This window comes from Streptomyces sp. NPDC029152, from assembly GCF_055564355.1.
The window spans coordinates 41,832-67,926 of the sequence record NZ_JBVHWR010000008.1; the positions used below are offsets into that span (position 1 = coordinate 41,832).

Annotated in this window: 20 protein-coding genes and 1 tRNA gene; 18 read left to right on the forward strand and 3 right to left on the reverse strand. The window is 68.4% G+C overall.

All coding sequences use genetic code 11. From position 1 onward, the window contains the following. Nucleotide 1 precedes the first annotated feature (1 nt). On the forward strand, nucleotides 2–670 hold the full coding sequence (locus tag ACZ4V6_RS18395; RefSeq protein ID WP_467828361.1) for a hypothetical protein: 669 nt from the start codon (nucleotides 2–4) through the stop codon (nucleotides 668–670). On the opposite strand, the gene ACZ4V6_RS18400 is transcribed toward ACZ4V6_RS18395, so the two are convergent. Beyond that, nucleotides 651–1,691, reverse strand: coding sequence for an adenosine deaminase (locus tag ACZ4V6_RS18400; RefSeq protein WP_467828363.1), 1,041 nt, complete (start codon nucleotides 1,689–1,691; stop codon nucleotides 651–653). The genes ACZ4V6_RS18395 and ACZ4V6_RS18400 overlap by 20 nt on opposite strands. A 129-nt stretch (nucleotides 1,692–1,820) precedes the next feature. Next, entirely contained in the window at nucleotides 1,821–3,047 is a 1,227-nt protein-coding gene (locus tag ACZ4V6_RS18405) for a pyridoxal phosphate-dependent aminotransferase (RefSeq protein ID WP_467828365.1), read from the reverse strand. A gap of 270 nt (nucleotides 3,048–3,317) precedes the next feature. On the opposite strand from ACZ4V6_RS18405, the gene ACZ4V6_RS18410 reads away from it, so the two are divergent. The 11 genes from ACZ4V6_RS18410 (at nucleotide 3,318) to ACZ4V6_RS18460 (ending at nucleotide 17,415) form a co-directional block, all read left to right on the forward strand. Then, nucleotides 3,318–3,390: transfer RNA gene (locus ACZ4V6_RS18410), tRNA-Trp, on the forward strand. Nucleotides 3,391–3,498: 108 nt separating this feature from the next. Further along, nucleotides 3,499–3,786 (forward strand): preprotein translocase subunit SecE, encoded by a 288-nt coding sequence (gene secE / locus ACZ4V6_RS18415; protein ID WP_467828367.1) that lies wholly within the window; start codon nucleotides 3,499–3,501, stop codon nucleotides 3,784–3,786. An 80-nt stretch (nucleotides 3,787–3,866) separates the two neighbouring features. Beyond that, the gene (nusG, locus tag ACZ4V6_RS18420) at nucleotides 3,867–4,730 is read left to right on the forward strand and encodes a transcription termination/antitermination protein NusG (protein ID WP_467828370.1); all 864 of its coding nucleotides are present in this window, start codon (nucleotides 3,867–3,869) and stop codon (nucleotides 4,728–4,730) included. Between the two features lie 168 nt (nucleotides 4,731–4,898). Continuing rightward, nucleotides 4,899–5,333: a 50S ribosomal protein L11 gene (rplK, locus tag ACZ4V6_RS18425; protein ID WP_006130605.1), complete on the forward strand. Its 435-nt coding sequence runs from the start codon at nucleotides 4,899–4,901 to the stop codon at nucleotides 5,331–5,333. 81 nt (nucleotides 5,334–5,414) lie between these two features. Beyond that, nucleotides 5,415–6,140 carry a 50S ribosomal protein L1 gene (rplA, locus tag ACZ4V6_RS18430; protein WP_077796786.1) on the forward strand — a complete coding sequence of 242 codons (726 nt, stop codon included), beginning with the start codon at nucleotides 5,415–5,417 and terminating at the stop codon, nucleotides 6,138–6,140. 146 nt (nucleotides 6,141–6,286) lie between these two features. Further along, complete coding sequence (locus ACZ4V6_RS18435; RefSeq protein ID WP_467828373.1) at nucleotides 6,287–7,075, forward strand: SCO4651 family lipoprotein; 789 nt, start codon at nucleotides 6,287–6,289, stop codon at nucleotides 7,073–7,075. 94 nt (nucleotides 7,076–7,169) lie between these two features. Beyond that, nucleotides 7,170–8,021: an SCO4651 family lipoprotein gene (locus ACZ4V6_RS18440; RefSeq protein WP_467828375.1), complete on the forward strand. Its 852-nt coding sequence runs from the start codon at nucleotides 7,170–7,172 to the stop codon at nucleotides 8,019–8,021. Between the two features lie 301 nt (nucleotides 8,022–8,322). After that, nucleotides 8,323–8,853 (forward strand): 50S ribosomal protein L10, encoded by a 531-nt coding sequence (gene rplJ, locus ACZ4V6_RS18445; RefSeq protein ID WP_003974311.1) that lies wholly within the window; start codon nucleotides 8,323–8,325, stop codon nucleotides 8,851–8,853. Between the two features lie 114 nt (nucleotides 8,854–8,967). Then, nucleotides 8,968–9,351, forward strand: a complete 384-nt coding sequence (gene rplL, locus ACZ4V6_RS18450; RefSeq protein ID WP_077796782.1) for a 50S ribosomal protein L7/L12 — start codon at nucleotides 8,968–8,970, stop codon at nucleotides 9,349–9,351. Nucleotides 9,352–9,931: 580 nt separating this feature from the next. Then, the gene (rpoB, locus tag ACZ4V6_RS18455; RefSeq protein ID WP_467828378.1) at nucleotides 9,932–13,417 is read left to right on the forward strand and encodes a DNA-directed RNA polymerase subunit beta; all 3,486 of its coding nucleotides are present in this window, start codon (nucleotides 9,932–9,934) and stop codon (nucleotides 13,415–13,417) included. Between the two features lie 98 nt (nucleotides 13,418–13,515). Continuing rightward, the gene (locus ACZ4V6_RS18460; protein WP_467828380.1) at nucleotides 13,516–17,415 is read left to right on the forward strand and encodes a DNA-directed RNA polymerase subunit beta'; all 3,900 of its coding nucleotides are present in this window, start codon (nucleotides 13,516–13,518) and stop codon (nucleotides 17,413–17,415) included. A 77-nt stretch (nucleotides 17,416–17,492) separates the two neighbouring features. Here the strand turns inward: ACZ4V6_RS18460 and ACZ4V6_RS18465 are convergent, their stop codons facing one another. Further along, nucleotides 17,493–18,848, reverse strand: coding sequence for a hypothetical protein (locus ACZ4V6_RS18465; protein ID WP_467828383.1), 1,356 nt, complete (start codon nucleotides 18,846–18,848; stop codon nucleotides 17,493–17,495). A gap of 151 nt (nucleotides 18,849–18,999) precedes the next feature. Between ACZ4V6_RS18465 and ACZ4V6_RS18470 the strand changes: the two genes are divergently transcribed. From ACZ4V6_RS18470 to ACZ4V6_RS18495, 6 genes are all read left to right on the forward strand, one after another. Next, nucleotides 19,000–20,022, forward strand: coding sequence for a glycosyltransferase family 2 protein (locus tag ACZ4V6_RS18470; RefSeq protein WP_467828969.1), 1,023 nt, complete (start codon nucleotides 19,000–19,002; stop codon nucleotides 20,020–20,022). Between the two features lie 320 nt (nucleotides 20,023–20,342). Beyond that, a complete protein-coding gene (gene rpsL / locus ACZ4V6_RS18475; RefSeq protein WP_003948652.1) occupies nucleotides 20,343–20,714 on the forward strand; it encodes a 30S ribosomal protein S12 in 372 nt (123 codons plus the stop codon). 2 nt (nucleotides 20,715–20,716) lie between these two features. Continuing rightward, entirely contained in the window at nucleotides 20,717–21,187 is a 471-nt protein-coding gene (gene rpsG / locus ACZ4V6_RS18480; RefSeq protein WP_003974303.1) for a 30S ribosomal protein S7, read from the forward strand. Between the two features lie 39 nt (nucleotides 21,188–21,226). Continuing rightward, a complete protein-coding gene (gene fusA, locus ACZ4V6_RS18485) occupies nucleotides 21,227–23,353 on the forward strand; it encodes an elongation factor G (RefSeq protein WP_467828386.1) in 2,127 nt (708 codons plus the stop codon). Between the two features lie 169 nt (nucleotides 23,354–23,522). Next, the gene (tuf, locus tag ACZ4V6_RS18490; protein ID WP_161166423.1) at nucleotides 23,523–24,716 is read left to right on the forward strand and encodes an elongation factor Tu; all 1,194 of its coding nucleotides are present in this window, start codon (nucleotides 23,523–23,525) and stop codon (nucleotides 24,714–24,716) included. Between the two features lie 213 nt (nucleotides 24,717–24,929). Then, nucleotides 24,930–26,095 (forward strand): hypothetical protein (locus tag ACZ4V6_RS18495; protein ID WP_467828389.1); only part of this gene is annotated, 1,166 nt, incomplete at its 3' end.

A 26,095-nucleotide genomic window follows, 5' to 3' on the forward strand; every position in this document is an offset into this window, starting at 1 on the left:
CATGCGGCTGAGACTCACCGAGTTCCGCCCCCGCACCGGCCCGCACACCCACCGTGTCGTCCAGCCGCGCACACCCCTGCGCCACACCTCGCTCCGCGACCCGGAGAACGCCTACGGCATGCTCGTGGGCGACCACGACGGCCTGAACAGGCTCGCCGGACTGTTCTCCTTCGCCGCCTGCTCACGCCGCACGATCGTGCACGTCCCGCTGCGCTACGGCGTACCGCCCGACGAGGGACAGGGCGACCTGGTCGACCTGGTGCTGGCGCACCCGGAGGCGGGCCTGCGCCCCACCCGATGGCCCGAGCTGCGCCGCCGGCTGGGACACGGCGCACCGCTCACCGTCCGGACCGACGAGGCCCGCACGGCCCGCGACGCACGGGCCCGGTCCGACCGCCCGCACGCCCGCGAGACGCTGCGGCACACCACGTACGCGCGCACGTACTTCCTCATCGGCGGGCGGAGCGCCTTCGCCTCCGCCGCGACCGCTCTCGCCGAGGCGGCCGGCCGGGGCCCGTGGCAGAAGGGCGTCACGAAGGGGCGCGCGGCCTTCGTCACCCGTCTGCACGGCGAACTGGCCCCGGACCCCGACCCGTGGCGGCACCCGGAGATCGTGATCGCCTTCAAGGCCTACCCGCCGTACGCCCACTTCAGGCGGCCGGGGCGCTGAGCCAGGCGTCGATCCCCGCCAGCAGCCCGTCCTTCACGTCCTCGGGCGCCGCCGAGCCCCGCACCGACTGCCGGGCCAGCTCCGCCAGCTCCGCGTCCGTGAAGCCGTGGTGCTCCCGAGCGATCTCGTACTGTGCCGCGAGCCGCGAGCCGAACAGCAGCGGGTCGTCCGCGCCGAGCGCCAGCGGCACCCCCGCCTCGAACAGGGTCCGCAGCGGCACGTCCTCCGGCTTCTCGTACACGCCGAGGGCCACGTTCGAGGCCGGACACACCTCGCAGGTCACCTGCCGGTCCGCGAGCCGCTTCAACAGCCGCGGGTCCTCCGCCGCCCGCACGCCGTGCCCGATCCGGTCCGCCTCCAGGTCGTCCAGGCAGTCTCGCACCGACGCCGGCCCGGTCAGCTCACCGCCGTGCGGCGCCGACAGCAGCCCGCCCTCGCGCGCGATCGCGAACGCCCGGTCGAAGTCCCGGGCCATGCCGCGCCGTTCGTCGTTCGACAGCCCGAAGCCGACCACGCCCCGGTCCGCGTACCGCACGGCCAGCCGGGCCAGCGTGCGCGCGTCCAGCGGATGCCTCATCCGGTTCGCGGCCACCAGCACCCGCATCCCGATCCCGGTGTCCCGGACCGTCGTCTCCACCGCGTCCAGGATGATCTCCATCGCCGGGATCAGTCCGCCCAGCCGCGGCGCGTACGACGTCGGGTCCACCTGGATCTCCAGCCAGCCCGAACCGTCCCGCAGGTCCTCCTCCGCGGCCTCCCGGACCAGCCGCCGGATGTCCTCCGGCTCCTGGAGGCACGACCGCGCCGCGTCGTACAGCCGCTGGAAGCGGAACCAGCCCCGCTCGTCCGTCGCCCGCAGCTTCGGCGACTCCCCGGCGCCCAGCGCCTCGGTCAGGGACTCGGGCAGCCGCACACCGTGTTTGTCGGCCAATTCCAGCAGGGTGGCGGGCCGCATCGACCCGGTGAAGTGCAGGTGCAGATGGGCCTTCGGCAGCTCAGAGAGATCACGTACGCGCTCCATTCCGTGATCCTGCCGCACGACACGCCCGGCCCGACAGCACTTTCCCCGTACGTGGTCTTGCTCGCACGAACAAACGGCGGAGGCCCACACCTCGACATCGAGGTGTGGGCCTCCGCCGAAAAGCGAGCCTCAGGCCTTGGCCTCCGCCAGCAGCTTCTGGATCCGGCTCACGCCCTCGACGAGGTCCTCGTCGCCGAGCGCGTACGACAGCCGCAGGTAACCGGGCGTGCCGAAGGCCTCGCCGGGCACCACCGCGACCTCGGCCTCCTCCAGGATCAGCGCGGCCAGCTCGACGGTGTCCTGCGGACGCTTGCCGCGGATCTCCTTGCCGAGCAGGTCCTTCACCGACGGGTAGGCGTAGAACGCGCCCTCCGGCTCCGGGCACAGCACGCCGTCGATCTCGTTGAGCATCCGCACGATGGTCCGGCGGCGCCGGTCGAACGCCTCCCGCATCTTCGCCACGGCGTCCAGGTCGCCGGAGACCGCGGCGAGCGCCGCCGCCTGGGCGACGTTGGACACGTTGGACGTGGCGTGCGACTGGAGGTTCGTCGCGGCCTTGACGACGTCCTTCGGGCCGATGACCCAGCCGACCCGCCAGCCGGTCATGGCGTACGTCTTGGCGACGCCGTTGACGACGATGCACTTGTCGCGCAGCTCGGGCAGGATCGCCGGCATGGACACCGAGGAGGCGTCGCCGTAGACCAGGTGCTCGTAGATCTCGTCGGTCAGCACCCACAGGCCGTGCTCGACGGCCCAGCGGCCGATCGCCTCGGTCTCGGCCTCGGTGTACACGGCGCCGGTCGGGTTCGACGGCGACACGAACAGGACGACCTTGGTCTTCTCCGTGCGCGCGGCCTCCAGCTGCTCCACGCTCACCCGGTAGCCGGTCGTCTCGTCGGCGACCACCTCGACCGGCACGCCGCCGGCCAGCCGGATCGACTCCGGGTACGTCGTCCAGTACGGCGCCGGGACGATGACCTCGTCGCCCGGGTCGAGGATCGCGGCGAACGCCTCGTAGATGGCCTGCTTGCCGCCGTTGGTGACCAGGATCTGCGACGGGTCGACCTCGTAGCCCGAGTCGCGCAGCGTCTTCGCGGCGATCGCGGCCTTCAGCTCCGGCAGTCCGCCGGCCGGGGTGTAGCGGTGGAACTTCGGGTTCTTGCAGGCCTCGATCGCGGCCTCGACGATGTAGTCCGGAGTCGGGAAGTCGGGTTCACCGGCGCCGAAGCCGATCACCGGTCGCCCGGCGGCCTTGAGGGCCTTGGCCTTGGCGTCCACGGCGAGGGTGGCGGACTCGGAGATCGCGCCGACTCGGGCGGAGACCCGGCGCTCGGTGGGAGGGGTTGCAGCGCTCATGGGTCCCATCGTTCCAGACCGGAAACCTCCCCGGCACACGGGTTTCACGGACTGAACAGGACCGGGTGCGGGCCTGAACGCCAGTCCGGATCCGCGGCGCGGACCGGGTGATCTCCGGCCGGCGACCGCCGGTGGAACGCCCCGCGGACCCTTTCTGTTCGACGCCCGGCCCGCGAGCACGTACACTCTCACCTCGTTGGCCTTCAGCGGGCCGCGCGCACTCGGTGCCCACGGGCATCCGGGCGGATGCGGTACGTTGGGGACACACAAAGGGTCGTAGCTCAATTGGTAGAGCACTGGTCTCCAAAACCAGCGGTTGGGGGTTCAAGTCCCTCCGGCCCTGCTACACACACCTTCGCCAGGATGTGTGCGCATGTACGTACAGCAATGCAACGCCGTGCGGCTCAAACCGGGCGCGGCACGGCCACGACCCGGAATCAGGTGAGGACGAGTGACGGACGCCGTGGGCTCCATCGACATGCCTGATGCCCAGGACGAGGCGCCGGACTCCAACAAGAAGCCCCGCAAGGGCGGCAAGCGGGCCAAGAAGGGTCCGCTGAAGCGTCTCGCGCTCTTCTACCGCCAGATCGTCGCGGAGCTGCGCAAGGTCGTCTGGCCCAGCCGTAACCAGCTGACGACGTACACCGCCGTGGTGATCATGTTCGTGGTCATCATGATCGGCCTGGTGACTCTGATTGACTATGGCTTCAGCCACGCCGCCAAGTACGTCTTCGGCTGAGCCGAGAGCGAAGGGCGCCGAGGTACCCGGCGCCCCTTTCGCGTGTTCCACCCCTATGTATCCAGGAAGAAGCAGCCACCGTGTCTGATCCGAACGTGAACGACGCCGTCGAGCCTCGCGGGGAGGCTGTCGAGTCCGTCGAGGACGAGCTCGGCATTGTCGAGGGCGCGGACAACGAGGACACCGAGACCTCCACCGAGGTCGAGGCTGCCGACGCCGTCGCCGAGGACGAGACCGCGGAGGACGCCGAGGCCGCGGAGGACGCCGAGGACGAGGCCGTCGACGCGGAGGACGAGGGTACGGAGGCCGCGGAGGCCGAGCCCGAGCTCGACCCGGTCGAGAAGCTCCGCCAGGAGCTGCGCGTCCTGCCCGGCGAGTGGTACGTCATCCACACCTACGCCGGTTACGAGAACCGCGTGAAGACCAACCTCGAGCAGCGCGCCGTCTCGCTCAACGTCGAGGACTACATCTTCCAGGCCGAGGTGCCGCAGGAAGAGGTCGTCCAGATCAAGAACGGCGACCGCAAGACGATCCGCCAGAACAAGCTGCCGGGTTACGTCCTGGTCCGCATGGACCTGACGAACGAGTCCTGGGGCGTCGTCCGCAACACCCCCGGTGTCACCGGCTTCGTGGGCAACGCCTACGACCCGTACCCGCTGACGCTGGACGAGATCGTCAAGATGCTCGCCCCCGAGGCCGAGGAGAAGGCCGCCCGCGAGGCCGCCGAGGCCGAGGGCAAGCCGGCTCCGCAGCGCAAGGTCGAGGTCCAGGTGCTGGACTTCGAGGTCGGCGACTCGGTCACCGTCACCGACGGCCCGTTCGCCACGCTGCAGGCCACGATCAACGAGATCAACGCCGACTCGAAGAAGGTCAAGGGCCTCGTCGAGATCTTCGGCCGCGAGACCCCGGTCGAGCTGAGCTTCGACCAGATCCAGAAGAACTAGCACTTCTTCGGACGTACCGCTTCCGACCAGGTCAGGCGAACGCTCGCGCGTCGTCTGACCTGCTCGGTTTTTGGCCGCGCATCCATACCCGTTATCGTTGTGCGGTATGCCTGTCTCCGGGTCGCTCCGGATGCGGGCAGGACCCGAATCGAAAGGACCCGGAGAGCTATGCCTCCCAAGAAGAAGAAGGTCACGGGGCTCATCAAGCTCCAGATCCAGGCCGGTGCCGCCAACCCGGCTCCGCCGGTCGGCCCCGCGCTGGGTCAGCACGGCGTCAACATCATGGAGTTCTGCAAGGCCTACAACGCCGCGACCGAGTCGCAGCGTGGCTGGGTCATCCCGGTGGAGATCACGGTCTACGAGGACCGCTCCTTCACCTTCATCACCAAGACGCCGCCGGCCGCCAAGATGATCCTCAAGGCCGCGGGCGTGGAGAAGGGCTCCGGCGAGCCGCACAAGACCAAGGTCGCGAAGATCACGCGTGACCAGGTCCGCGAGATCGCCACTACCAAGATGCCCGACCTCAACGCCAACGACCTGGACGCCGCCGAGAAGATCATCGCCGGCACCGCGCGTTCCATGGGCGTCACGGTCGAGGGCTGACCTCCACCCCCGTAAGCAAGCAGAAGTGGCAGGGCCTGCTCGGCCCGGACCACGACTCCTAAGAAGCCAACAGGAGCAGTAGTGAGCAAGCGCAGCAAGTCTCTCCGCGCTGCGGACGCCAAGGTCGACCGGGACAAGCTCTACGCCCCGCTCGAGGCCGTCCGTCTCGCCAAGGAGACCTCCACGACCAAGTTCGACGGCACCGTCGAGGTCGCCTTCCGCCTGGGTGTCGACCCGCGCAAGGCCGACCAGATGGTCCGTGGCACCGTGAACCTCCCGCACGGCACCGGTAAGACCGCCCGGGTCCTGGTCTTCGCGACCGGCGACCGTGCCGAGGCCGCGCGTGCCGCGGGCGCCGACATCGTCGGCGCCGACGAACTGATCGACGAGGTGTCGAAGGGCCGTCTGGACTTCGACGCCGTCGTCGCCACCCCGGACCTCATGGGCAAGGTCGGCCGCCTCGGCCGCGTGCTCGGTCCCCGTGGTCTCATGCCGAACCCCAAGACCGGCACCGTGACCCCGGACGTCGCCAAGGCTGTCAACGACATCAAGGGCGGCAAGATCGAGTTCCGCGTCGACAAGCACTCGAACCTGCACTTCATCATCGGCAAGACGTCGTTCGACGACACCAAGCTGGTGGAGAACTACGGCGCGGCGCTGGAGGAGATCCTCCGTCTGAAGCCGTCCGCCGCCAAGGGCCGCTACATCAAGAAGGCCGCCATCAGCACCACGATGGGCCCCGGCATCCCGGTCGACTCCAACCGCACCCGCAACCTCCTCGTCGAGGAGGACCCGGCCGCGGTCTGAGCCGACGGCTCGCCCCACCGGTTCACGGGCCCCGCACCTTCCGAGGTGCGGGGCCCGTCCCCGTCTCCGGACGGGGCTTTTCCGGTACGGGGGCCGGGCGGCCGGGTTAGCGTGCGGGCAGGCGACGCGCACAGGGGTGGGACGACATGACGAGCACGACGGCACGCCGTACGGCCCTGACGACCGCGGTGACGGCCGTGCTGGCGTGCCTGACCGCCTGCATGCCCTCCGGCCCCACCGAGGACGACCCCGTCCCGTGGGCGGAGCCGCTGCGCGCCGTGCAGCGCGCCACCGGCCGGGCGGGCTCGGCGTGGGTCACCTCCACGACCGTCGTGGGCGACGAGCTGTCCCTGGAGGCCGCGGGCGCCCTCCGCTGGAGCGACGGTCTCACCGGCACCCTGACGCTCACGTACACCGGCGGGACGACCGCCGACGCGATGCGCCGGCTCGGCATCACCTCCATGGAGGCCCGCTACCTGCCCGACGCCTACTACGCGAGGATGGGCGACGCCTTCGCCGCCCGGGCGGGCGGCAGGCACTGGATCAAGTACGTGTACGCCGACCTGGAGAACCTCGGCGAGGACGCGGGCGCCGGCTCGGCGGACCGGATGCGCGACACCGCCCCGGACGAGGCGGTGGAACTGCTGCTCGCCTCCGACGACGTGCACGAGGTCGGCGAGGAGACGACGCGCGGGCGGTCCACCACGCACTGGTCCGGCACGGTGGACGACGGCACCGGACGGACCGTCGACATCTGGGTCGACGGACAGGACCTGCTCGTGAAGAAGACCGAACGGGGACGGACGGAGGCGGGGGAGCTGTCCCAGACCGCCTACTACAGCGACTACGGCGTCCCCGTCCCCGTCGAGCGGCCCCCGGCCGCCGACACGGCGGACTTCAAGGAACTGCTGAAGACGCCGGACGACGGCTCCTGACCCGGAAATCACGAGATCATTCGAACCGCCTCGGATACTCTCGCGTCCTTGTCGTGTGACGGCTGTCCACTTCCTGTGTCCCGTGGGGGAATCCATGACGAAGACTTCTGTGCGCGTGCCCGTGGGCGCGGGCCTGGCCGCGCTGCTGCTCGCCGCCGGAGCGGTGGGCTGTTCCAAGGATGAGGGGACGGACAAGTCCCCCGAGATGACGCCGGCGGCGGCCGTCGCCAAGGCGGCGAAGAACACGGAGGACATCAGCTCCCTCCGCTATCGCATGACCGGCAAGACGCCCGAGGAGGGTCGCGTCGAGGCCGAGGCCGAGATGCAGCTCAAGCCCGCGGTCGCGATGACCATGAAGATGAAGGCGCCCGACCGGGGCGTCGACGCGACCGCCGAGATCCGCCTCGTCGACAAGGCCCTCTACCTCAACGGCGGCGCCGAGGCGGCCAAGGAGATGGACGGCAAGAGCTGGATCAAGTTCGACCTGTCCGCGATGGGTGCCGACGAGGAGCTCAACCAGCTCGGCAGTGCCTCCCAGGCCGACAAGAACCCGGCGGCCGAGTCCACCTTCCTCACTGGCGCCGAGGACGTGGAGAAGGTCGGCACCGAGACCGTCGACGGCGTGAAGACCACGCACTACAAGGGCTCCGTCACCCTCGACGCCCTGGAGAAGTCCCTCGCGGACGAGGACGAGGCCACCCGGGACCAGCGCCGCAAGAGCATCGAGCAGTACAAGAAGATGGGCGTCGACAAGCTCACGATGGACATGTGGATCGACGGCGACGACCAGGCCAAGCAGTTCCGCATGCGCGGCGACGCCGCCAAGGGCCCGCTGGACATGACCGTCACCTTCCTCGACTTCAACGAACCCGTGAAGATCACCGCCCCGCCGGCCGGGGAGACGGCCGACCTGGCCGAGATGATGCAGGAGGGCCAGACGGGCTGAGACCGGCCGGGTCGCCGTACGGGCGGATTTGCTTGAGACTGCCCCGTTCACGTACGCTCCTACAGAAGCCAAAGACCGCTGGTCGTTGCCGTGTGCTCGTGAGAGGGCACGGTGGCCGAAGGATCCGCTGAACTGCGGACGACCCGCGTAGGTGACAGTGGATGAGCTCCCGCACTGCACGCCTCGAGCGTGTACGGCCGGTCGAGCCACGCCCCGTGCGCCTGCGCCGGGGCGTTTCGTTTTCCCCAGTCCTCCTTCGGGTCCGCGCGGTCCGAATCACCCGGAAGGAGGCCGAGGCTCTATGGCGACGCCCGAAAAGGCTGCCGCGGTTGCCGAGCTGACGGACAAGTTCCGCAGCTCCAACGCCGCCGTGCTGACCGAGTACCGCGGTCTCACCGTGGCGCAGCTCAAGACGCTGCGCCGGTCGCTCGGTGAGAACGCCCAGTACGCCGTGGTGAAGAACACGCTGACCAAGATTGCGGCCAATGAGGCCGGGATCACGCTCGACGACCAGCTCTTCGCTGGTCCGACGGCCGTCGCCTTCGTCACCGGTGACCCGGTGGAGTCGGCGAAGGGTCTGCGCGACTTCGCCAAGGACAACCCGAACCTCGTCATCAAGGGCGGTGTCCTTGACGGCAAGGCGATGTCCGCCGACGAGATCAAGAAGCTCGCGGACCTCGAGTCCCGCGAGGTTCTGCTCTCCAAGCTGGCGGGTGCCTTCAAGGGCAAGCAGTCCCAGACTGCTCAGCTCTTCCAGGCGCTCCCCTCGAAGCTCGTCCGCACCGTGGACGCGCTCCGTGCCAAGCAGGACGAGCAGGGCGGTGCCGAGTAACTCGGCTCGCTTTACGGCTCTCGCCGCCTGAGGCGAGAGCCGATGCGGGCCCGACGTACGCCCGCCTCACCCCGTACATCCGGCACCTGCCGAATTAGTGGAAGGACCGCCATCATGGCGAAGCTCAGCCAGGAAGACCTGCTCGCCCAGTTCGAGGAGATGACCCTCATCGAGCTCTCCGAGTTCGTGAAGGCCTTCGAGGAGAAGTTCGACGTCACCGCCGCCGCCGCCGTGGCCGTCGCGGGCCCGGCCGGTCCGGCCGCCCCGGCCGAGGCCGCCGAGGAGAAGGACGAGTTCGACGTCATCCTCACCGGCGCCGGCGACAAGAAGATCCAGGTCATCAAGGTCGTGCGTGAGCTGACCTCCCTGGGTCTGAAGGAGGCCAAGGACCTCGTCGACGGCACCCCGAAGCCGGTCCTCGAGAAGGTCAACAAGGAGACCGCCGACAAGGCCGCCGAGTCCCTCAAGGGCGCCGGCGCGTCGGTCGAGGTCAAGTAAGACCTCACGGGTTCCTCGGGACCTGTAACGCGCAAGCACCGAAGAGCGATCATCCATCCGGGTGGTCGCTCTTCGGCGTTCCGAGGGTCCGGCAGCGGCTGCCTTGCACGGCTGACGGCGGAGAGTATGGTGATCTTCGTCGTGCCGTCTCGGGGGCCCTGAGAGTCCCTGGACGGCAGCCGGTTTGGACAAGGGGGGCCTTGACGAACCGCACGCAGCGCGCAATTCTCAGGACGCGTCGTCACAAGGATCCGAATCCGAGGCATGGATCCACGGCGAAGAGGGCAGTATCACGGTGCGTTGAGGGCGAGGCCTTGCCGCAGGTGGTGAGTACAACGAGGAGCGGACACGGTTCGGGAAACCCGCACTGGACATCAGTGGGCCAAGTGGCTACACTGTCCCTTTGCGCTGCCTGTTAGCTGCCCCCTGCCCGTCACCAGGGGTCTACCCTCGCCCGAGCACTGACGACCAGAGCACGTCTGACCTGGCTCTTCAGCCACATCAGACACTCCCTGTCTCCGTGTGAGGAAGAGGGGCCGGTACGCGCGTAGTGAGTCCGAGCCCTCGGAAGGACCCCCTCTTGGCCGCCTCGCGCAATGCCTCGACCGCGAATACGAACAACGCTGCCAGCACCGCCCCGCTGCGCATCTCCTTTGCAAAGATCAAGGAGCCCCTCGAGGTTCCGAACCTTCTCGCGCTGCAAACCGAGAGCTTCGACTGGCTGCTCGGCAACGACGCGTGGAAGGCTCGCGTCGAGTCGGCTCTGGAGTCCGGTCACGACGTCCCCACCAAGTCCGGTCTGGAAGAGATCTTCGAGGAGATCTCCCCGATCGAGGACTTCTCCGGGTCGATGTCGTTGACGTTCCGCGACCACCGTTTCGAGCCTCCGAAGAACAGCATCGACGAGTGCAAGGAGCGCGACTTCACGTACGCGGCCCCGCTCTTCGTCACCGCCGAGTTCACCAACAACGAGACCGGCGAGATCAAGTCCCAGACCGTCTTCATGGGCGACTTCCCGCTCATGACGAACAAGGGCACCTTCGTCATCAACGGCACCGAGCGTGTCGTGGTGTCCCAGCTGGTCCGCTCGCCGGGCGTCTACTTCGACTCCTCCATCGACAAGACGTCCGACAAGGACATCTTCTCCGCCAAGATCATCCCGTCCCGGGGTGCCTGGCTGGAGATGGAGATCGACAAGCGCGACATGGTCGGTGTGCGCATCGACCGCAAGCGCAAGCAGTCCGTGACCGTCCTCCTCAAGGCCCTCGGCTGGACCACCGAGCAGATCCTCGAGGAGTTCGGCGAGTACGAGTCCATGCGCGCCACCCTGGAGAAGGACCACACCCAGGGCCAGGACGACGCGCTGCTCGACATCTACCGCAAGCTGCGTCCGGGCGAGCCCCCGACCCGTGAGGCCGCGCAGACGCTGCTCGAGAACCTCTACTTCAACCCCAAGCGCTACGACCTCGCCAAGGTCGGCCGCTACAAGGTGAACAAGAAGCTCGGCGCGGACGAGCCGCTGGACGCCGGCGTGCTCACCACCGACGACATCATCGCCACCATCAAGTACCTGGTGAAGCTGCACGCCGGTGAGACCGAGACGGTCGGCGAGTCGGGCCGTTCGATCATCGTCGAGACCGACGACATCGACCACTTCGGCAACCGCCGCATCCGCAACGTCGGCGAGCTGATCCAGAACCAGGTCCGTACGGGTCTCGCCCGTATGGAGCGGGTCGTGCGCGAGCGCATGACCACCCAGGACGTCGAGGCGATCACGCCGCAGACCCTGATCAACATCCGGCCGGTCGTCGCCTCCATCAAGGAGTTCTTCGGCACCAGCCAGCTGTCCCAGTTCATGGACCAGAACAACCCGCTGTCGGGGCTGACGCACAAGCGTCGTCTGAACGCCCTCGGCCCGGGTGGTCTCTCCCGTGAGCGGGCCGGCTTCGAGGTCCGCGACGTGCACCCGTCGCACTACGGCCGCATGTGCCCGATCGAGACGCCGGAAGGCCCGAACATCGGTCTGATCGGCTCGCTCGCCTCGTACGGCCGGATCAACCCGTTCGGCTTCATCGAGACGCCGTACCGCAAGGTCGTCGACGGCCAGGTCACCGACGAGGTCGACTACCTGACCGCCGACGAGGAGGACCGCTTCGTCATCGCGCAGGCCAACGCGCCGCTGACCGACGAGTTCCGCTTCGCCGAGAACCGCGTGCTGGTCCGCCGCCGCGGCGGCGAGGTCGACTACGTCCCCGGCGACGACGTCGACTACATGGACGTCTCGCCGCGCCAGATGGTGTCGGTCGCGACCGCCATGATCCCGTTCCTCGAGCACGACGACGCCAACCGTGCCCTCATGGGCGCGAACATGATGCGTCAGGCCGTCCCGCTCATCAAGAGCGAGTCGCCGCTCGTCGGCACCGGCATGGAGTACCGCTCCGCGGTCGACGCCGGCGACGTGGTCAAGGCCGAGAAGGCGGGCGTGGTCCAGGAGGTCTCCGCGGACTACATCACCACCACCAACGACGACGGCACGTACATCACGTACCGCCTGGCCAAGTTCGCCCGTTCCAACCAGGGCACCTCGGTCAACCAGAAGGTCATCGTCAACGAGGGCGACCGGGTCGTCGAGGGCCAGGTCCTCGCCGACGGTCCGGCCACCGAGAACGGCGAGATGGCGCTCGGCAAGAACCTGCTGGTCGCCTTCATGCCGTGGGAGGGTCACAACTACGAGGACGCGATCATCCTGTCGCAGCGCCTCGTGCAGGACGACGTCCTCTCCTCGATCCACATCGAGGAGCACGAGGTCGACGCCCGTGACACCAAGCTCGGCCCCGAGGAGATCACCCGGGACATCCCGAACGTCTCCGAGGAGGTCCTCGCCGACCTCGACGAGCGCGGCATCATCCGCATCGGTGCCGACGTCGTCGCCGGCGACATCCTCGTCGGCAAGGTCACGCCCAAGGGCGAGACCGAGCTGACGCCCGAGGAGCGCCTGCTGCGCGCGATCTTCGGCGAGAAGGCCCGTGAGGTCCGTGACACCTCGCTGAAGGTGCCGCACGGCGAGATCGGCAAGGTCATCGGCGTCCGCGTCTTCGACCGCGAGGAGGGCGACGAGCTTCCCCCCGGTGTGAACCAGCTGGTGCGCGTCTACGTCGCGCAGAAGCGCAAGATCACCGACGGTGACAAGCTCGCCGGCCGTCACGGCAACAAGGGTGTCATCTCGAAGATCCTGCCGATCGAGGACATGCCGTTCCTGGAGGACGGCACCCCGGTCGACATCATCCTCAACCCGCTGGGTGTCCCGTCCCGAATGAACCCGGGACAGGTCCTGGAGATCCACCTCGGCTGGCTCGCCAGCCGCGGCTGGGACGTCTCCGGCCTCGCGGACGAGTGGGCGCAGCGCCTCCAGGCCATCGGCGCCGACCAGGTCGAGCCCGGCACCAACGTCGCCACCCCGGTCTTCGACGGTGCGCGTGAGGACGAGCTCGCAGGTCTGCTGCAGCACACCATCCCGAACCGCGACGGCGAGCGCATGGTGCTCCCGTCCGGCAAGGCGCGGCTGTTCGACGGCCGCAGCGGTGAGCCGTTCCCGGACCCGATCTCGGTCGGCTACATGTACATCCTCAAGCTGCACCACCTGGTCGACGACAAGCTGCACGCCCGCTCGACCGGCCCGTACTCGATGATCACCCAGCAGCCGCTGGGTGGTAAGGCCCAGTTCGGTGGCCAGCGCTTCGGTGAGATGGAGGTGTGGGCGCTGGAGGCTTACGGCGCCGCGTACGCCCTCCAGGAGCTGCTGACCATCAAGTCCGACGACGTCACCGGCCGCGTGAAGGTCTACGAGGCCATCGTCAAGGGCGAGAACATCCCTGAGCCCGGCATCCCCGAGTCCTTCAAGGTGCTCATCAAGGAGATGCAGTCCCTGTGCCTCAACGTGGAGGTGCTGTCCTCGGACGGCATGTCCATCGAGATGCGCGACACCGACGAGGACGTCTTCCGCGCTGCGGAGGAGCTCGGCATCGACCTGTCCCGGCGCGAGCCGAGCAGCGTCGAAGAGGTCTGACGGGAGTTTCGGCGGGCCTTGAGCGATCAAGGCCCGCCGGCCCCAGGACCCCCGATTCAGACCCCAAGACTTACAACCCTGAGAGGGATTGACGCATAGTGCTCGACGTCAACTTCTTCGACGAGCTCCGGATCGGTCTGGCCACCGCTGACGACATCCGTCAGTGGAGCCACGGCGAGGTCAAGAAGCCCGAGACCATCAACTACCGCACCCTCAAGCCCGAGAAGGACGGACTCTTCTGCGAGAAGATCTTCGGTCCGACCCGGGACTGGGAGTGCTACTGCGGCAAGTACAAGCGCGTCCGCTTCAAGGGCATCATCTGTGAGCGCTGTGGCGTGGAGGTCACGCGCGCCAAGGTGCGCCGTGAGCGGATGGGCCACATCGAACTGGCCGCCCCCGTCACCCACATCTGGTACTTCAAGGGCGTCCCGTCGCGCCTGGGCTACCTGCTGGACCTGGCGCCGAAGGACCTCGAGAAGGTCATCTACTTCGCCGCGTACATGATCACGTTCGTGGACGAGGAGCGCCGCACCCGCGACCTGCCGTCGCTGGAGGCCCACGTCTCCGTCGAGCGTCAGCAGATCGAGAACCGCCGCGACGCCGACCTCGAGGCCCGGGCCAAGAAGCTCGAGACCGACCTGGCCGAGCTGGAGGCCGAGGGCGCCAAGGCCGACGTGCGCCGCAAGGTGCGCGAGGGTGCCGAGCGCGAGATGAAGCAGCTGCGCGACCGCGCGCAGCGCGAGATCGACCGCCTCGACGAGGTGTGGAACCGGTTCAAGAACCTCAAGGTCCAGGACCTCGAGGGCGACGAGCTGCTCTACCGCGAGCTGCGCGACCGCTTCGGCACGTACTTCGACGGCTCGATGGGCGCCGCCGCGCTGCAGAAGCGCCTGGAGTCCTTCGACCTCGAGGAGGAGGCCGAGCGCCTCCGCGAGATCATCCGCACCGGCAAGGGCCAGAAGAAGACCCGCGCGCTCAAGCGCCTCAAGGTCGTCTCCGCGTTCCTGCAGACCAGCAACAGCCCCAAGGGCATGGTGCTGGACTGCGTGCCGGTCATCCCGCCGGACCTGCGTCCGATGGTGCAGCTGGACGGTGGCCGCTTCGCGACCTCCGACCTGAACGACCTGTACCGCCGCGTCATCAACCGCAACAACCGCCTGAAGCGGCTTCTCGACCTCGGCGCGCCCGAGATCATCGTGAACAACGAGAAGCGCATGCTCCAGGAGGCCGTGGACGCGCTCTTCGACAACGGCCGTCGTGGCCGCCCGGTCACGGGCCCCGGCAACCGTCCGCTGAAGTCGCTGTCCGACATGCTCAAGGGCAAGCAGGGCCGCTTCCGTCAGAACCTGCTCGGCAAGCGAGTCGACTACTCGGCGCGTTCCGTCATCGTCGTCGGCCCGCAGCTCAAGCTGCACCAGTGCGGTCTGCCCAAGGCCATGGCGCTGGAGCTCTTCAAGCCGTTCGTGATGAAGCGCCTGGTCGACCTGAACCACGCGCAGAACATCAAGAGCGCCAAGCGCATGGTCGAGCGCGGCCGCACGGTCGTGTACGACGTGCTGGAAGAGGTCATCGCGGAGCACCCGGTCCTGCTGAACCGTGCGCCCACGCTGCACCGCCTCGGCATCCAGGCCTTCGAGCCGCAGCTGGTCGAGGGCAAGGCCATCCAGATCCACCCGCTCGTCTGCACCGCGTTCAACGCGGACTTCGACGGTGACCAGATGGCCGTCCACCTGCCGCTGTCCGCGGAGGCGCAGGCCGAGGCCCGCATCCTGATGCTGTCCTCGAACAACATCCTCAAGCCGGCCGACGGCCGTCCGGTGACGATGCCGACCCAGGACATGGTCCTCGGTCTGTTCTTCCTCACCACCGACGGCGAGGGCCGCGACCTCAAGGGCGAGGGCCGTTCCTTCGCCTCGGTCGCGGAGGCGATCATGGCGTTCGACGCGGGCGAGCTGTCGCTCCAGTCGAAGGTCGACATCCGCTTCCCGGTGGGCACCATCCCGCCCCGCGGCTGGGAGCCCCCGGCGCGCGAGGAGGGTGAGCCGGAGTGGCAGCAGGGTGACACCTTCACCCTGAAGACCACGCTGGGCCGCGCGCTCTTCAACGAGCTGCTGCCCGAGGACTACCCGTTCGTCGACTACGAGGTCGGCAAGAAGCAGCTCTCCGAGATCGTCAACGACCTCGCCGAGCGCTACCCGAAGGTCATCGTGGCGGCGACGCTCGACAACCTGAAGGCGGCCGGCTTCTTCTGGGCGACCCGTTCCGGCGTCACCGTGGCCATCTCCGACGTCGTCGTTCCCGAAGCGAAGAAGGAGATCGTCCGCGGCTACGAGGCGCAGGACGAGAAGGTCCAGAAGCAGTACGAGCGCGGTCTGATCACCAAGGACGAGCGCACGCAGGAGCTCATCGCGATCTGGACCAAGGCGACCAACGAGGTCGCCGAGGCGATGAACGACAACTTCCCGAAGACCAACCCGATCTTCATGATGGTGAACTCGGGTGCACGAGGCAACATGATGCAGATGCGTCAGATCGCCGGTATGCGTGGTCTGGTGTCGAACGCGAAGAACGAGACGATCCCGCGTCCGATCAAGGCGTCGTTCCGTGAGGGTCTGTCCGTGCTGGAGTACTTCATCTCCACGCACGGTGCCCGTAAGGGTCTGGCGGACACCGCCCTGCGTACCGCCGACTCGGGTTACCTCACCCGTCGTCTGGTCGACGTCTCCCAGGACGTCATCATCCGCGAGGAGGACTGCGGCACCGAGCGCGGTCTGAAGCTGCGGATCGCCGAGCGCGGCGAGGACGGTGTCCTGCGCAAGGCGGACGACGTCGAGACCAGCGTGTACGCCCGCATGCTCGCCGAGGACGTCGTCATCGACGGCAAGGTGATCGCGCCGGCCAACGTCGACCTCGGTGACGTGCTCATCGACCAGCTCGTGCGCCACGGTGTCGAGGAGGTCAAGACCCGCTCGATCCTGACCTGCGAGTCCCAGGTCGGCACCTGCGCCATGTGCTACGGCCGCTCCCTGGCCACCGGCAAGCTGGTCGACATCGGTGAGGCGGTCGGCATCATCGCCGCCCAGTCCATCGGTGAGCCCGGTACCCAGCTGACGATGCGTACCTTCCACACCGGTGGTGTGGCCGGTGACGACATCACCCAGGGTCTGCCCCGTGTCGTCGAGCTCTTCGAGGCCCGTACCCCGAAGGGCGTCGCCCCGATCTCCGAGGCCTCCGGCCGCGTGCGGATCGAGGAGACCGAGAAGACCAAGAAGATCGTCGTCACCCCGGACGACGGCAGCGACGAGACGGCCTACCCGATCTCGAAGCGTGCCCGTCTGCTGGTCGGCGAGGGCGACCACGTCGAGGTGGGCCAGAAGCTCACCGTGGGTGCCACCAACCCGCACGACGTGCTGCGCATCCTGGGTCAGCGTGCCGTCCAGGTCCACCTGGTCGGCGAGGTCCAGAAGGTCTACAACTCGCAGGGCGTGTCGATCCACGACAAGCACATCGAGATCATCATCCGGCAGATGCTGCGCCGCGTGACGATCATCGAGTCCGGCGACGCCGAGCTGCTGCCCGGCGAGCTGGTCGAGCGGTCGAAGTTCGAGACCGAGAACCGTCGTGTGGTCCAGGAGGGCGGTCACCCGGCCTCCGGTCGTCCGCAGCTGATGGGTATCACCAAGGCCTCGCTGGCGACGGAGTCCTGGCTGTCGGCCGCCTCCTTCCAGGAGACGACCCGAGTCCTGACGGACGCGGCGATCAACGCCAAGTCCGACAGCCTCATCGGCCTCAAGGAGAACGTCATCATCGGTAAGCTCATCCCGGCCGGTACGGGCCTGTCCCGCTACCGCAACATCCGGGTCGAGCCGACCGAGGAGGCCAAGGCCGCGATGTACTCGGCCGTCGGCTACGACGACATCGACTACTCGCCGTTCGGCACGGGCTCCGGCCAGGCCGTTCCGCTGGAGGACTACGACTACGGTCCGTACAACCAGTAAGCGAGCAGCTTGATACGACCGAAGGGCGGCCACCCCGCGAGGGGTGGCCGCCCTTCGGCGTTCCGGGCCGGGACCGTCTACGGCACGCCCAGTTCGAAGATGACGTAGTGCGCGTACCAGCCCGACGCGATCGCCGCCGTCGTGAAGAAGACGGCCAGGCTCGGCGGCTTCAGGCGGCTCAGGGCCGCTGCCGGGGCGAGGAGGAGGGGAAAGGCGGGGAGCAGGTAGCGCATGGTGTTGCCGAACATCTGCTGGGTGCCCAGGACCGTGACGATCGTCGCCAGGGTGTAGGCGACGAGCACCAGCGGGGGCCTCTTGCGCAGCATCAGGGCGATCAGGAAGGGCAGCGCCAGGACCAGCTGGAGGGAGAGCAGGTCGGGGGTGGAGAAGGCGAAGACGTAGTCGCCCCGGCCCACCGCCAGGTTGCGCAGCACGTCCAGGGTGTAGGCGCCGTAGTCGAAGAAGTGCGCCCAGCCCTCGCGCTGGAGGATGAAGTACGCCGTGGGCTCGCCGGTGCTGTAGCCGACCCAGGCGATGTAGGCGAGCAGGCCCAGCGGGGCGATGGCGGCGGCGTACAGCGGGCCCCGTACGCCGTGCTCGCGCCGGCTCGCGGGACGGGCCAGGGTCACCAGGGCGGCGAGCCCCACGGCGCCGATGAGCACGGCGGACGTGGGGCGGTTCAGGCCGGCGGTGAAGGCCAGCAGGCCGGCCGCGACCCAGCGCCGGGTCATCACGGCGTAGCAGGCCCAGGCGGCGAGGGCGACGAACACGGACTCGGAGTACACCGCCCACTCGACGCCCGCGCCCGGCGCCACGGCCCACAGCCCCGCGGCGATGGTGCCCGCCCGGGCCCCGGCGACCAGGCGGACCACGGCGTAGATGCCCGCGGCGGCGACGAACGAGGCCAGGACGGAGACCAGGATCCCGGAGCCGTACAGGCCGAGTCCGGTGACCTCCGAGACCATGCGGATCAGACCCGGGTAGAGCGGGAAGAAAGCCACCGAGTTCTGCTGGACGGTGAACAGGCCGTCGGAGTCGAGCCGTATCAGTGAGGGGTGGTAGCCGTGCTCGGCGACCTGGAGGTACCACCAGCCGTCCCAGGTGGCCAGGACGTCCCACCAGTGGGCGCCGCCGCCGAAGCGCGGCTTCTTGTCGTGGTAGTCCCCGGCGTACTCCAGCAGGGAGGCGAAGACCGTGAGGCCGACGAGCTTGGTGACGCCGTACAGGGCGAGCGCGGGCACGTAGGGGCGTGCGCCGGCCGGCAGGGCGAGGCGGCGGGTCCACGCGGGCCGTCGGCCGTCCCAGGCCGCCCGGGCCCGGCCGAGGGGCCCGGTCCCGGGCCGGGGCCCGGCCGTCTCGCGGCGTCCGCCGGGGAGCCCGTCGCGTGCGCCGGCCGACGCGTCGGTCGCCGTGCCGTCGGCAGCCGTGTCCATGGCTGTCATCCCCTCGGTCCGCCCTAGACGGGCAATCGCTGCCATAAGATCGCACAAGAGTCGCACATCTGTGCTCGGTGACAGGGGGGCGAGGGGAGGGCCGGTGTCCGAGGAACGGGACGAGCCGATCGTGCTGTCGGTCGTCATACCCATGTACAACGAGGAAGAGGCCCTGCCCGCGCTGGTCAGCAGGCTGCGGCCGGTCCTGACGGAGCTGGGCGTCGTCCACGAGGTCGTCGCCGTGGACGACGGCAGCGTCGACCGCACCGCGGAGCTGCTCGCCGCCTTCCGGCTGGGCTGGCCCGAGCTGCGCGTGATCGCGCTGCGGCGCAATTCCGGCCATCAGGCCGCCCTCACCGCCGGACTGGACCGGGCGGCCGGGGCCTACGTGGTGAGTCTGGACGCCGACCTCCAGGACCCGCCGGAGAAGATCCCCGACATGCTGGCGCTGGCCCGCGCCGAGAACCTCGACATCGTCTACGGCGTCCGGGACGACCGCAGCAGCGACACCGGGTTCAAGCGCTGGACCGCGGGCGTCTACTACCGGCTCATGCGCCGCCTGGCCGGACCGTCGGTCACCGCCCACGCGGGCGACTTCCGGCTGCTGAGCCGGGCCGCCGTGGACGCCTTGAAGGCCCTGCCGGACCAGCAGCGGGTCTACCGGCTGCTCGTGCCCTGGCTGGGCTTCCCCAGCGGACAGGTGACGTACGAGCGCGCGCCGCGCACCGCGGGCCGGACGAAGTACCCGCTGGGCCGGATGATCCGCCTCGCGGTCGACAGCGTCACCGGCTTCTCCGCGGCCCCGCTGCGCATCGCCACCTGGCTGGGCGCCGGCGCCTTCCTGGTCTGCCTGGGCCTGCTGGTCTACACGCTGACCGCCTTCGCCCTGGGCCACACGGTGCCCGGCTGGACCTCGCTCTTCACGGGGATCGTGTTCATCGGGGCCGTCCAGCTGGTCTGCGTGGGCCTGCTCGGCGAGTACGTCGGCCGGATCTACACGGCGGTGCAGAACAGGCCCACGTACTTCGTCCGGCACGACACGGCGGCCGGGCGGGCCGGGGCCTCCGTCCCGGCCGCCGACCCCCCGACCGCTGATCCCCCGACCACCGCCGCCCCGGACTCCGGGGTCCCCGCCGGCCAGGGCGAGGCGCGGGTCCCGGTGCCGCGCACCTGAGCCGGTGCGCGGTCGCCGGGCGCCCGGGTGCGGACCGGGTGCGGATCGGGTGAAAGCGGTGCGAGCCGGATGCCACTGTTGGACTCGCCCATTTGTTTTGACCGCAGCGAATGCGATAGGTACGCTCAGACCTTGTGCCTGGGGTGTGCCCTGGCCTTCGTGCGTGCCTTCAACCGCACCGGAGGCCGTGAGCGGCCACCGCAATCCGCGCCTCTTTCCGTCCCCGCGGCGAGAGTCCGCAGGTTCGACACACCCGACCGCGTGGGTCGGTGACGTCCCAGGTTAGCTTCACCATTCGGCACACAGAAACCGGAGAAGTAGTGCCTACGATCCAGCAGCTGGTCCGCAAGGGCCGGCAGGACAAGGTCGAGAAGAACAAGACGCCCGCACTCGAGGGTTCGCCCCAGCGTCGCGGCGTCTGCACGCGTGTGTTCACGACCACCCCGAAGAAGCCGAACTCGGCCCTGCGTAAGGTCGCGCGTGTGCGTCTGACCAGCGGTATCGAGGTCACTGCTTACATTCCGGGTGAGGGACACAACCTGCAGGAGCACTCCATCGTGCTCGTGCGCGGCGGCCGTGTGAAGGACCTGCCGGGTGTTCGCTACAAGATCATCCGCGGCTCGCTCGACACCCAGGGTGTCAAGAACCGCAAGCAGGCCCGCAGCCGCTACGGCGCCAAGAAGGAGAAGTAAGAATGCCTCGTAAGGGCCCCGCCCCGAAGCGCCCGGTCATCATCGACCCGGTCTACGGTTCTCCTCTGGTGACCTCCCTGATCAACAAGGTGCTGCTGAACGGCAAGCGCTCCACCGCCGAGCGCATCGTCTACGGTGCCATGGAGGGTCTGCGCGAGAAGACCGGCAACGACCCGGTCATCACGCTCAAGCGCGCTCTCGAGAACATCAAGCCGACCCTCGAGGTCAAGTCCCGCCGCGTCGGTGGTGCGACGTACCAGGTGCCGATCGAGGTCAAGCCCGGTCGCGCCAACACCCTCGCGCTGCGCTGGCTCGTCGGTTACTCCCGCGCCCGTCGCGAGAAGACCATGACCGAGCGTCTGCTCAACGAGCTCCTCGACGCCTCCAACGGCCTCGGCGCCGCTGTGAAGAAGCGCGAGGACACGCACAAGATGGCCGAGTCCAACAAGGCCTTCGCGCACTACCGCTGGTAGTCGCTACCCACATCGAGACCGAGAGAAGACTGAAGCCTTATGGCTACCACTTCACTTGACCTGGCCAAGGTCCGCAACATCGGGATCATGGCCCACATCGACGCGGGCAAGACGACCACCACCGAGCGGATTCTGTTCTACACCGGTGTGTCGTACAAGATCGGTGAGGTCCACGACGGCGCTGCCACCATGGACTGGATGGAGCAGGAGCAGGAGCGTGGCATCACGATCACGTCTGCTGCGACCACCTGTCACTGGCCGCTCGAGGACAACGACTACACGATCAACATCATCGACACCCCGGGGCACGTCGACTTCACCGTCGAGGTGGAGCGTTCCCTGCGTGTGCTCGACGGTGCCGTGACCGTGTTCGACGGTGTCGCCGGTGTCGAGCCGCAGTCCGAGACGGTGTGGCGTCAGGCCGACCGTTACGGCGTCCCGCGCATCTGCTTCGTGAACAAGCTGGACCGTACCGGCGCCGACTTCCACCGCTGCGTGGAGATGATCTCGGACCGCCTGGGCGCCCAGCCGCTGGTCATGCAGCTCCCGATCGGTGCCGAGGCCGACTTCAAGGGCGTCGTGGACCTGGTCCGCATGAAGGCCCTGGTCTACTCCGCCGAGGCCGCCAAGGGCGAGATGTACGACGTCCTCGACGTCCCGGCCGAGCTCCAGGGCCCGGCCGAGGAGTACCGCGCCAAGCTGATCGAGGCCGTCGCGGAGAACGACGAAGAGATCATGGAGCTGTTCCTCGAGGGCCAGGAGCCCACCGAGGAGCAGCTGTACGCCGCGATCCGTCGCATCACCATCGCCTCCGGCAAGTCCAGCGACACCACGGTCACCCCGGTGTTCTGCGGCACCGCGTTCAAGAACAAGGGCGTCCAGCCCCTGCTCGACGCGGTCGTGCGCTACCTGCCGACCCCGCTCGACGTCGAGGCCATCGAGGGCCAGGACGTCAAGGACCCCGAGGTCGTCATCAAGCGCAAGCCGTCCGAGGACGAGCCGCTGGCCGCGCTCGCGTTCAAGATCATGAGCGACCCGCACCTCGGCAAGCTCACCTTCGTCCGGGTCTACTCGGGCCGCCTGGAGTCCGGCACCTCGGTGCTGAACTCCGTCAAGGGCAAGAAGGAGCGCATCGGCAAGATCTACCGCATGCACGCCAACAAGCGTGAGGAGATCGAGTCGGTGGGCGCCGGCGACATCGTCGCCGTCATGGGCCTGAAGCAGACCACCACCGGTGAGACGCTGTCCGACGACAAGAACCCGGTGATCCTGGAGTCCATGGACTTCCCGGCGCCGGTCATCCAGGTCGCCATCGAGCCCAAGTCGAAGGGCGACCAGGAGAAGCTGGGCGTCGCGATCCAGCGTCTGGCCGAGGAGGACCCGTCCTTCCAGGTTCACACGAACGAGGAGACGGGCCAGACCATCATCGGTGGTATGGGCGAGCTGCACCTCGAGGTGCTGGTCGACCGTATGCGCCGTGAGTTCAAGGTCGAGGCCAACGTCGGCAAGCCGCAGGTCGCCTACCGCGAGACGATCCGCAAGGCCGTCGAGCGCGTGGACTACACCCACAAGAAGCAGACCGGTGGTACCGGTCAGTTCGCCAAGGTGCAGATCGCGATCGAGCCGATCGAGGGCGGCGACGCCTCGTACGAGTTCGTGAACAAGGTGACCGGTGGCCGCATCCCGAAGGAGTACATCCCTTCGGTGGACGCCGGTGCGCAGGAGGCCATGCAGTTCGGCATCCTGGCCGGCTACGAGATGACGGGCGTCCGCGTCACGCTCATCGACGGTGGCTACCACGAGGTCGACTCCTCCGAACTCGCGTTCAAGATCGCCGGTTCGCAGGCCTTCAAGGAGGCCGCGCGCAAGGCTTCGCCCGTGCTCCTGGAGCCGATGATGGCCGTCGAGGTCACCACGCCCGAGGACTACATGGGTGAGGTCATCGGCGACATCAACTCCCGCCGTGGCCAGATCCAGGCCATGGAGGAGCGGGCGGGTGCCCGCGTCGTGAAGGGCCTCGTGCCCCTGTCGGAGATGTTCGGCTACGTCGGCGACCTCCGCAGCAAGACGTCGGGTCGCGCAAGCTACTCGATGCAGTTCGACTCCTACGCCGAGGTTCCCCGGAACGTCGCCGAGGAGATCATCGCGAAGGCCAAGGGCGAGTAAGGGACTCCGTTTAACGGACCCCCCGTACACGCTTTAGGCTTGACCCCGGAGCCTGCAAGGGGCATTCCACCGCCAACCCGGCGGAATGCCCCCTGGCCCGGGTTTCCCAGCAAAGATCACCTGGCGCCGATGAGTAAGGCGTACAGAACCACTCCACAGGAGGACCCCAGTGGCGAAGGCGAAGTTCGAGCGGACTAAGCCGCACGTCAACATCGGCACCATCGGTCACATCGACCACGGTAAGACGACCCTCACGGCCGCCATTACCAAGGTGCTGCACGACGCGTACCCGGACCTGAACGAGGCCTCGGCCTTCGACCAGATCGACAAGGCTCCCGAAGAGCGCCAGCGCGGTATCACCATCTCCATCGCGCACGTCGAGTACCAGACCGAGACGCGTCACTACGCCCACGTCGACTGCCCCGGTCACGCGGACTACATCAAGAACATGATCACGGGTGCGGCGCAGATGGACGGCGCCATCCTCGTGGTCGCCGCCACCGACGGCCCGATGCCGCAGACCAAGGAGCACGTGCTCCTGGCCCGCCAGGTCGGCGTTCCGTACATCGTCGTCGCCCTGAACAAGGCCGACATGGTGGACGACGAGGAGATCCTGGAGCTCGTCGAGCTCGAGGTGCGTGAGCTCCTCTCCGAGTACGAGTTCCCGGGCGACGACGTTCCGGTCGTCAAGGTCTCCGCTCTGAAGGCCCTCGAGGGCGACAAGGAGTGGGGCAACTCGGTCCTCGAGCTCATGAAGGCCGTGGACGAGGCCATCCCGGAGCCCGAGCGTGACGTCGACAAGCCGTTCCTGATGCCGATCGAGGACGTCTTCACCATCACCGGTCGCGGTACGGTCGTCACCGGCCGCATCGAGCGTGGTGTCCTCAAGGTCAACGAGACCGTCGACATCATCGGCATCAAGACCGAGAAGACCACCACCACGGTCACCGGCATCGAGATGTTCCGGAAGCTCCTCGACGAGGGCCAGGCCGGTGAGAACGTCGGTCTGCTGCTCCGCGGCATCAAGCGCGAGGACGTCGAGCGCGGCCAGGTCATCATCAAGCCGGGCTCGGTCACCCCGCACACCGAGTTCGAGGCGCAGGCCTACATCCTGTCCAAGGACGAGGGTGGCCGCCACACGCCGTTCTTCAACAACTACCGTCCGCAGTTCTACTTCCGCACGACGGACGTGACCGGCGTGGTGACCCTCCCCGAGGGCACCGAGATGGTCATGCCGGGTGACAACACCGAGATGAAGGTGGAGCTCATCCAGCCCGTCGCCATGGAAGAGGGCCTGAAGTTCGCCATCCGTGAGGGTGGCCGGACCGTGGGCGCCGGCCAGGTCACCAAGATCAACAAGTAAGCTCCGCTTGCTTGTCCGGTCGCATGACCTGACCAGGGCTTGACGCCTGAGAGGACCCGCACGACTTCGGTCGTGCGGGTCCTCTCGCGTTCTCCGCCGGTACCGGTTGGATCACGGCTCGCGCCCGCTTCTGTGAGCGCGCTGTGAAGATCGGGAACACTGGTTCGATCACTGACCGGCGAGAGTCTCGCCCCGGACCACGAGAGCGAGCCCGTGAGCACTGTCCCGCCCCCCGAGCGTTCCGACGACGACCGGGAACCGTCGCCGTCCTTCTCCGACGAGCAGCTGGACGCGTTCCTGCGGGAGGCCGCCGACGGCGGCGGCGCCGCGGCGCCCAAGGAGCCGTCCGCGCGGGCGCGGATGGTGACGGAGCGGCTGCGGGCGCAGGACGAGGCGGCGGCCTCCGGCGGCCGGCGGTGGGGCCGGAGGAAGGCCACGTCGTCGTCGCAGCCGCCGGGTTGGCGGACGGGGCCGGCGTGGCAGGAGGCGAACGGCGGCCGCAGCCGTCGGCGTCGGATCAAGTCGGCCGTCGGGGTGCTGGTGGCCGCCGCGGTCGCCGTGCTGGTCGTGAAGCCCTCACTGGTGTTCGACGGGATACCCGAGGAGCCGACGGGAGCCGCCGCTTCGCCGCTGCCCGCGGAGACGGCGCTGCCCACCGCCGCGCCCGGCGGTGCCGCCCTGCCCGAGCAGCCCACCCACGAGCGGCCGTTCCTGGGGTCACCGGCGGAGCGCTGGGCGGACGGTGCGGACGCCATCGAGCTGCCCGAGGCGAAGGCGACCGGCGGGATGAGCAAGGCCGACGTGGAACTGGCGTTGCGCCACACGAAGGACTACCTGGTCGCGAGCAATCTCGATCCCGCCGTGTTGCGCGGGGCACGGCCCACCGCCGCGTTCGACCTGCTGGACCCGTTGGACTCGCAGATGCGGTCGCGGATGGAGCGGGCTCTGACCGGACCCACGCGCGACGACGACCCCACCGTCTTCTTCAGCCGTTTCGACCCGGCCCAGGTGCGCGTGCTGGGCGACGTGGTCAAGGTCCGGGGCCACATGAGCTTCGCCGCCGGAGAACCCGGCCAGGTGGAGGTGCGCGCGGACTACACCTTCGTCTACCCCCTCGTCCGTACCGGGCAGGACTTCGGCCCCGTGGCCCGCACCATCGTCCGCCGCCAGGTCACGATGCTGCTGTCGGACCCGGGGCAGTGGCAGGCCACGGCGGGCAGACTGAGGCTCTTCGAGTACGACGTCGACCGGAGCAACGACTCGTGCGAGGACGACGGCGGCTATCTGCAGCCCACCTTCCCCGACGACGTCCACACCGGTGAGCCGGGCGGCGGCCCGGCCGTCGACCCGTACGACCGCAGCCGGCCCATCGACCGGAC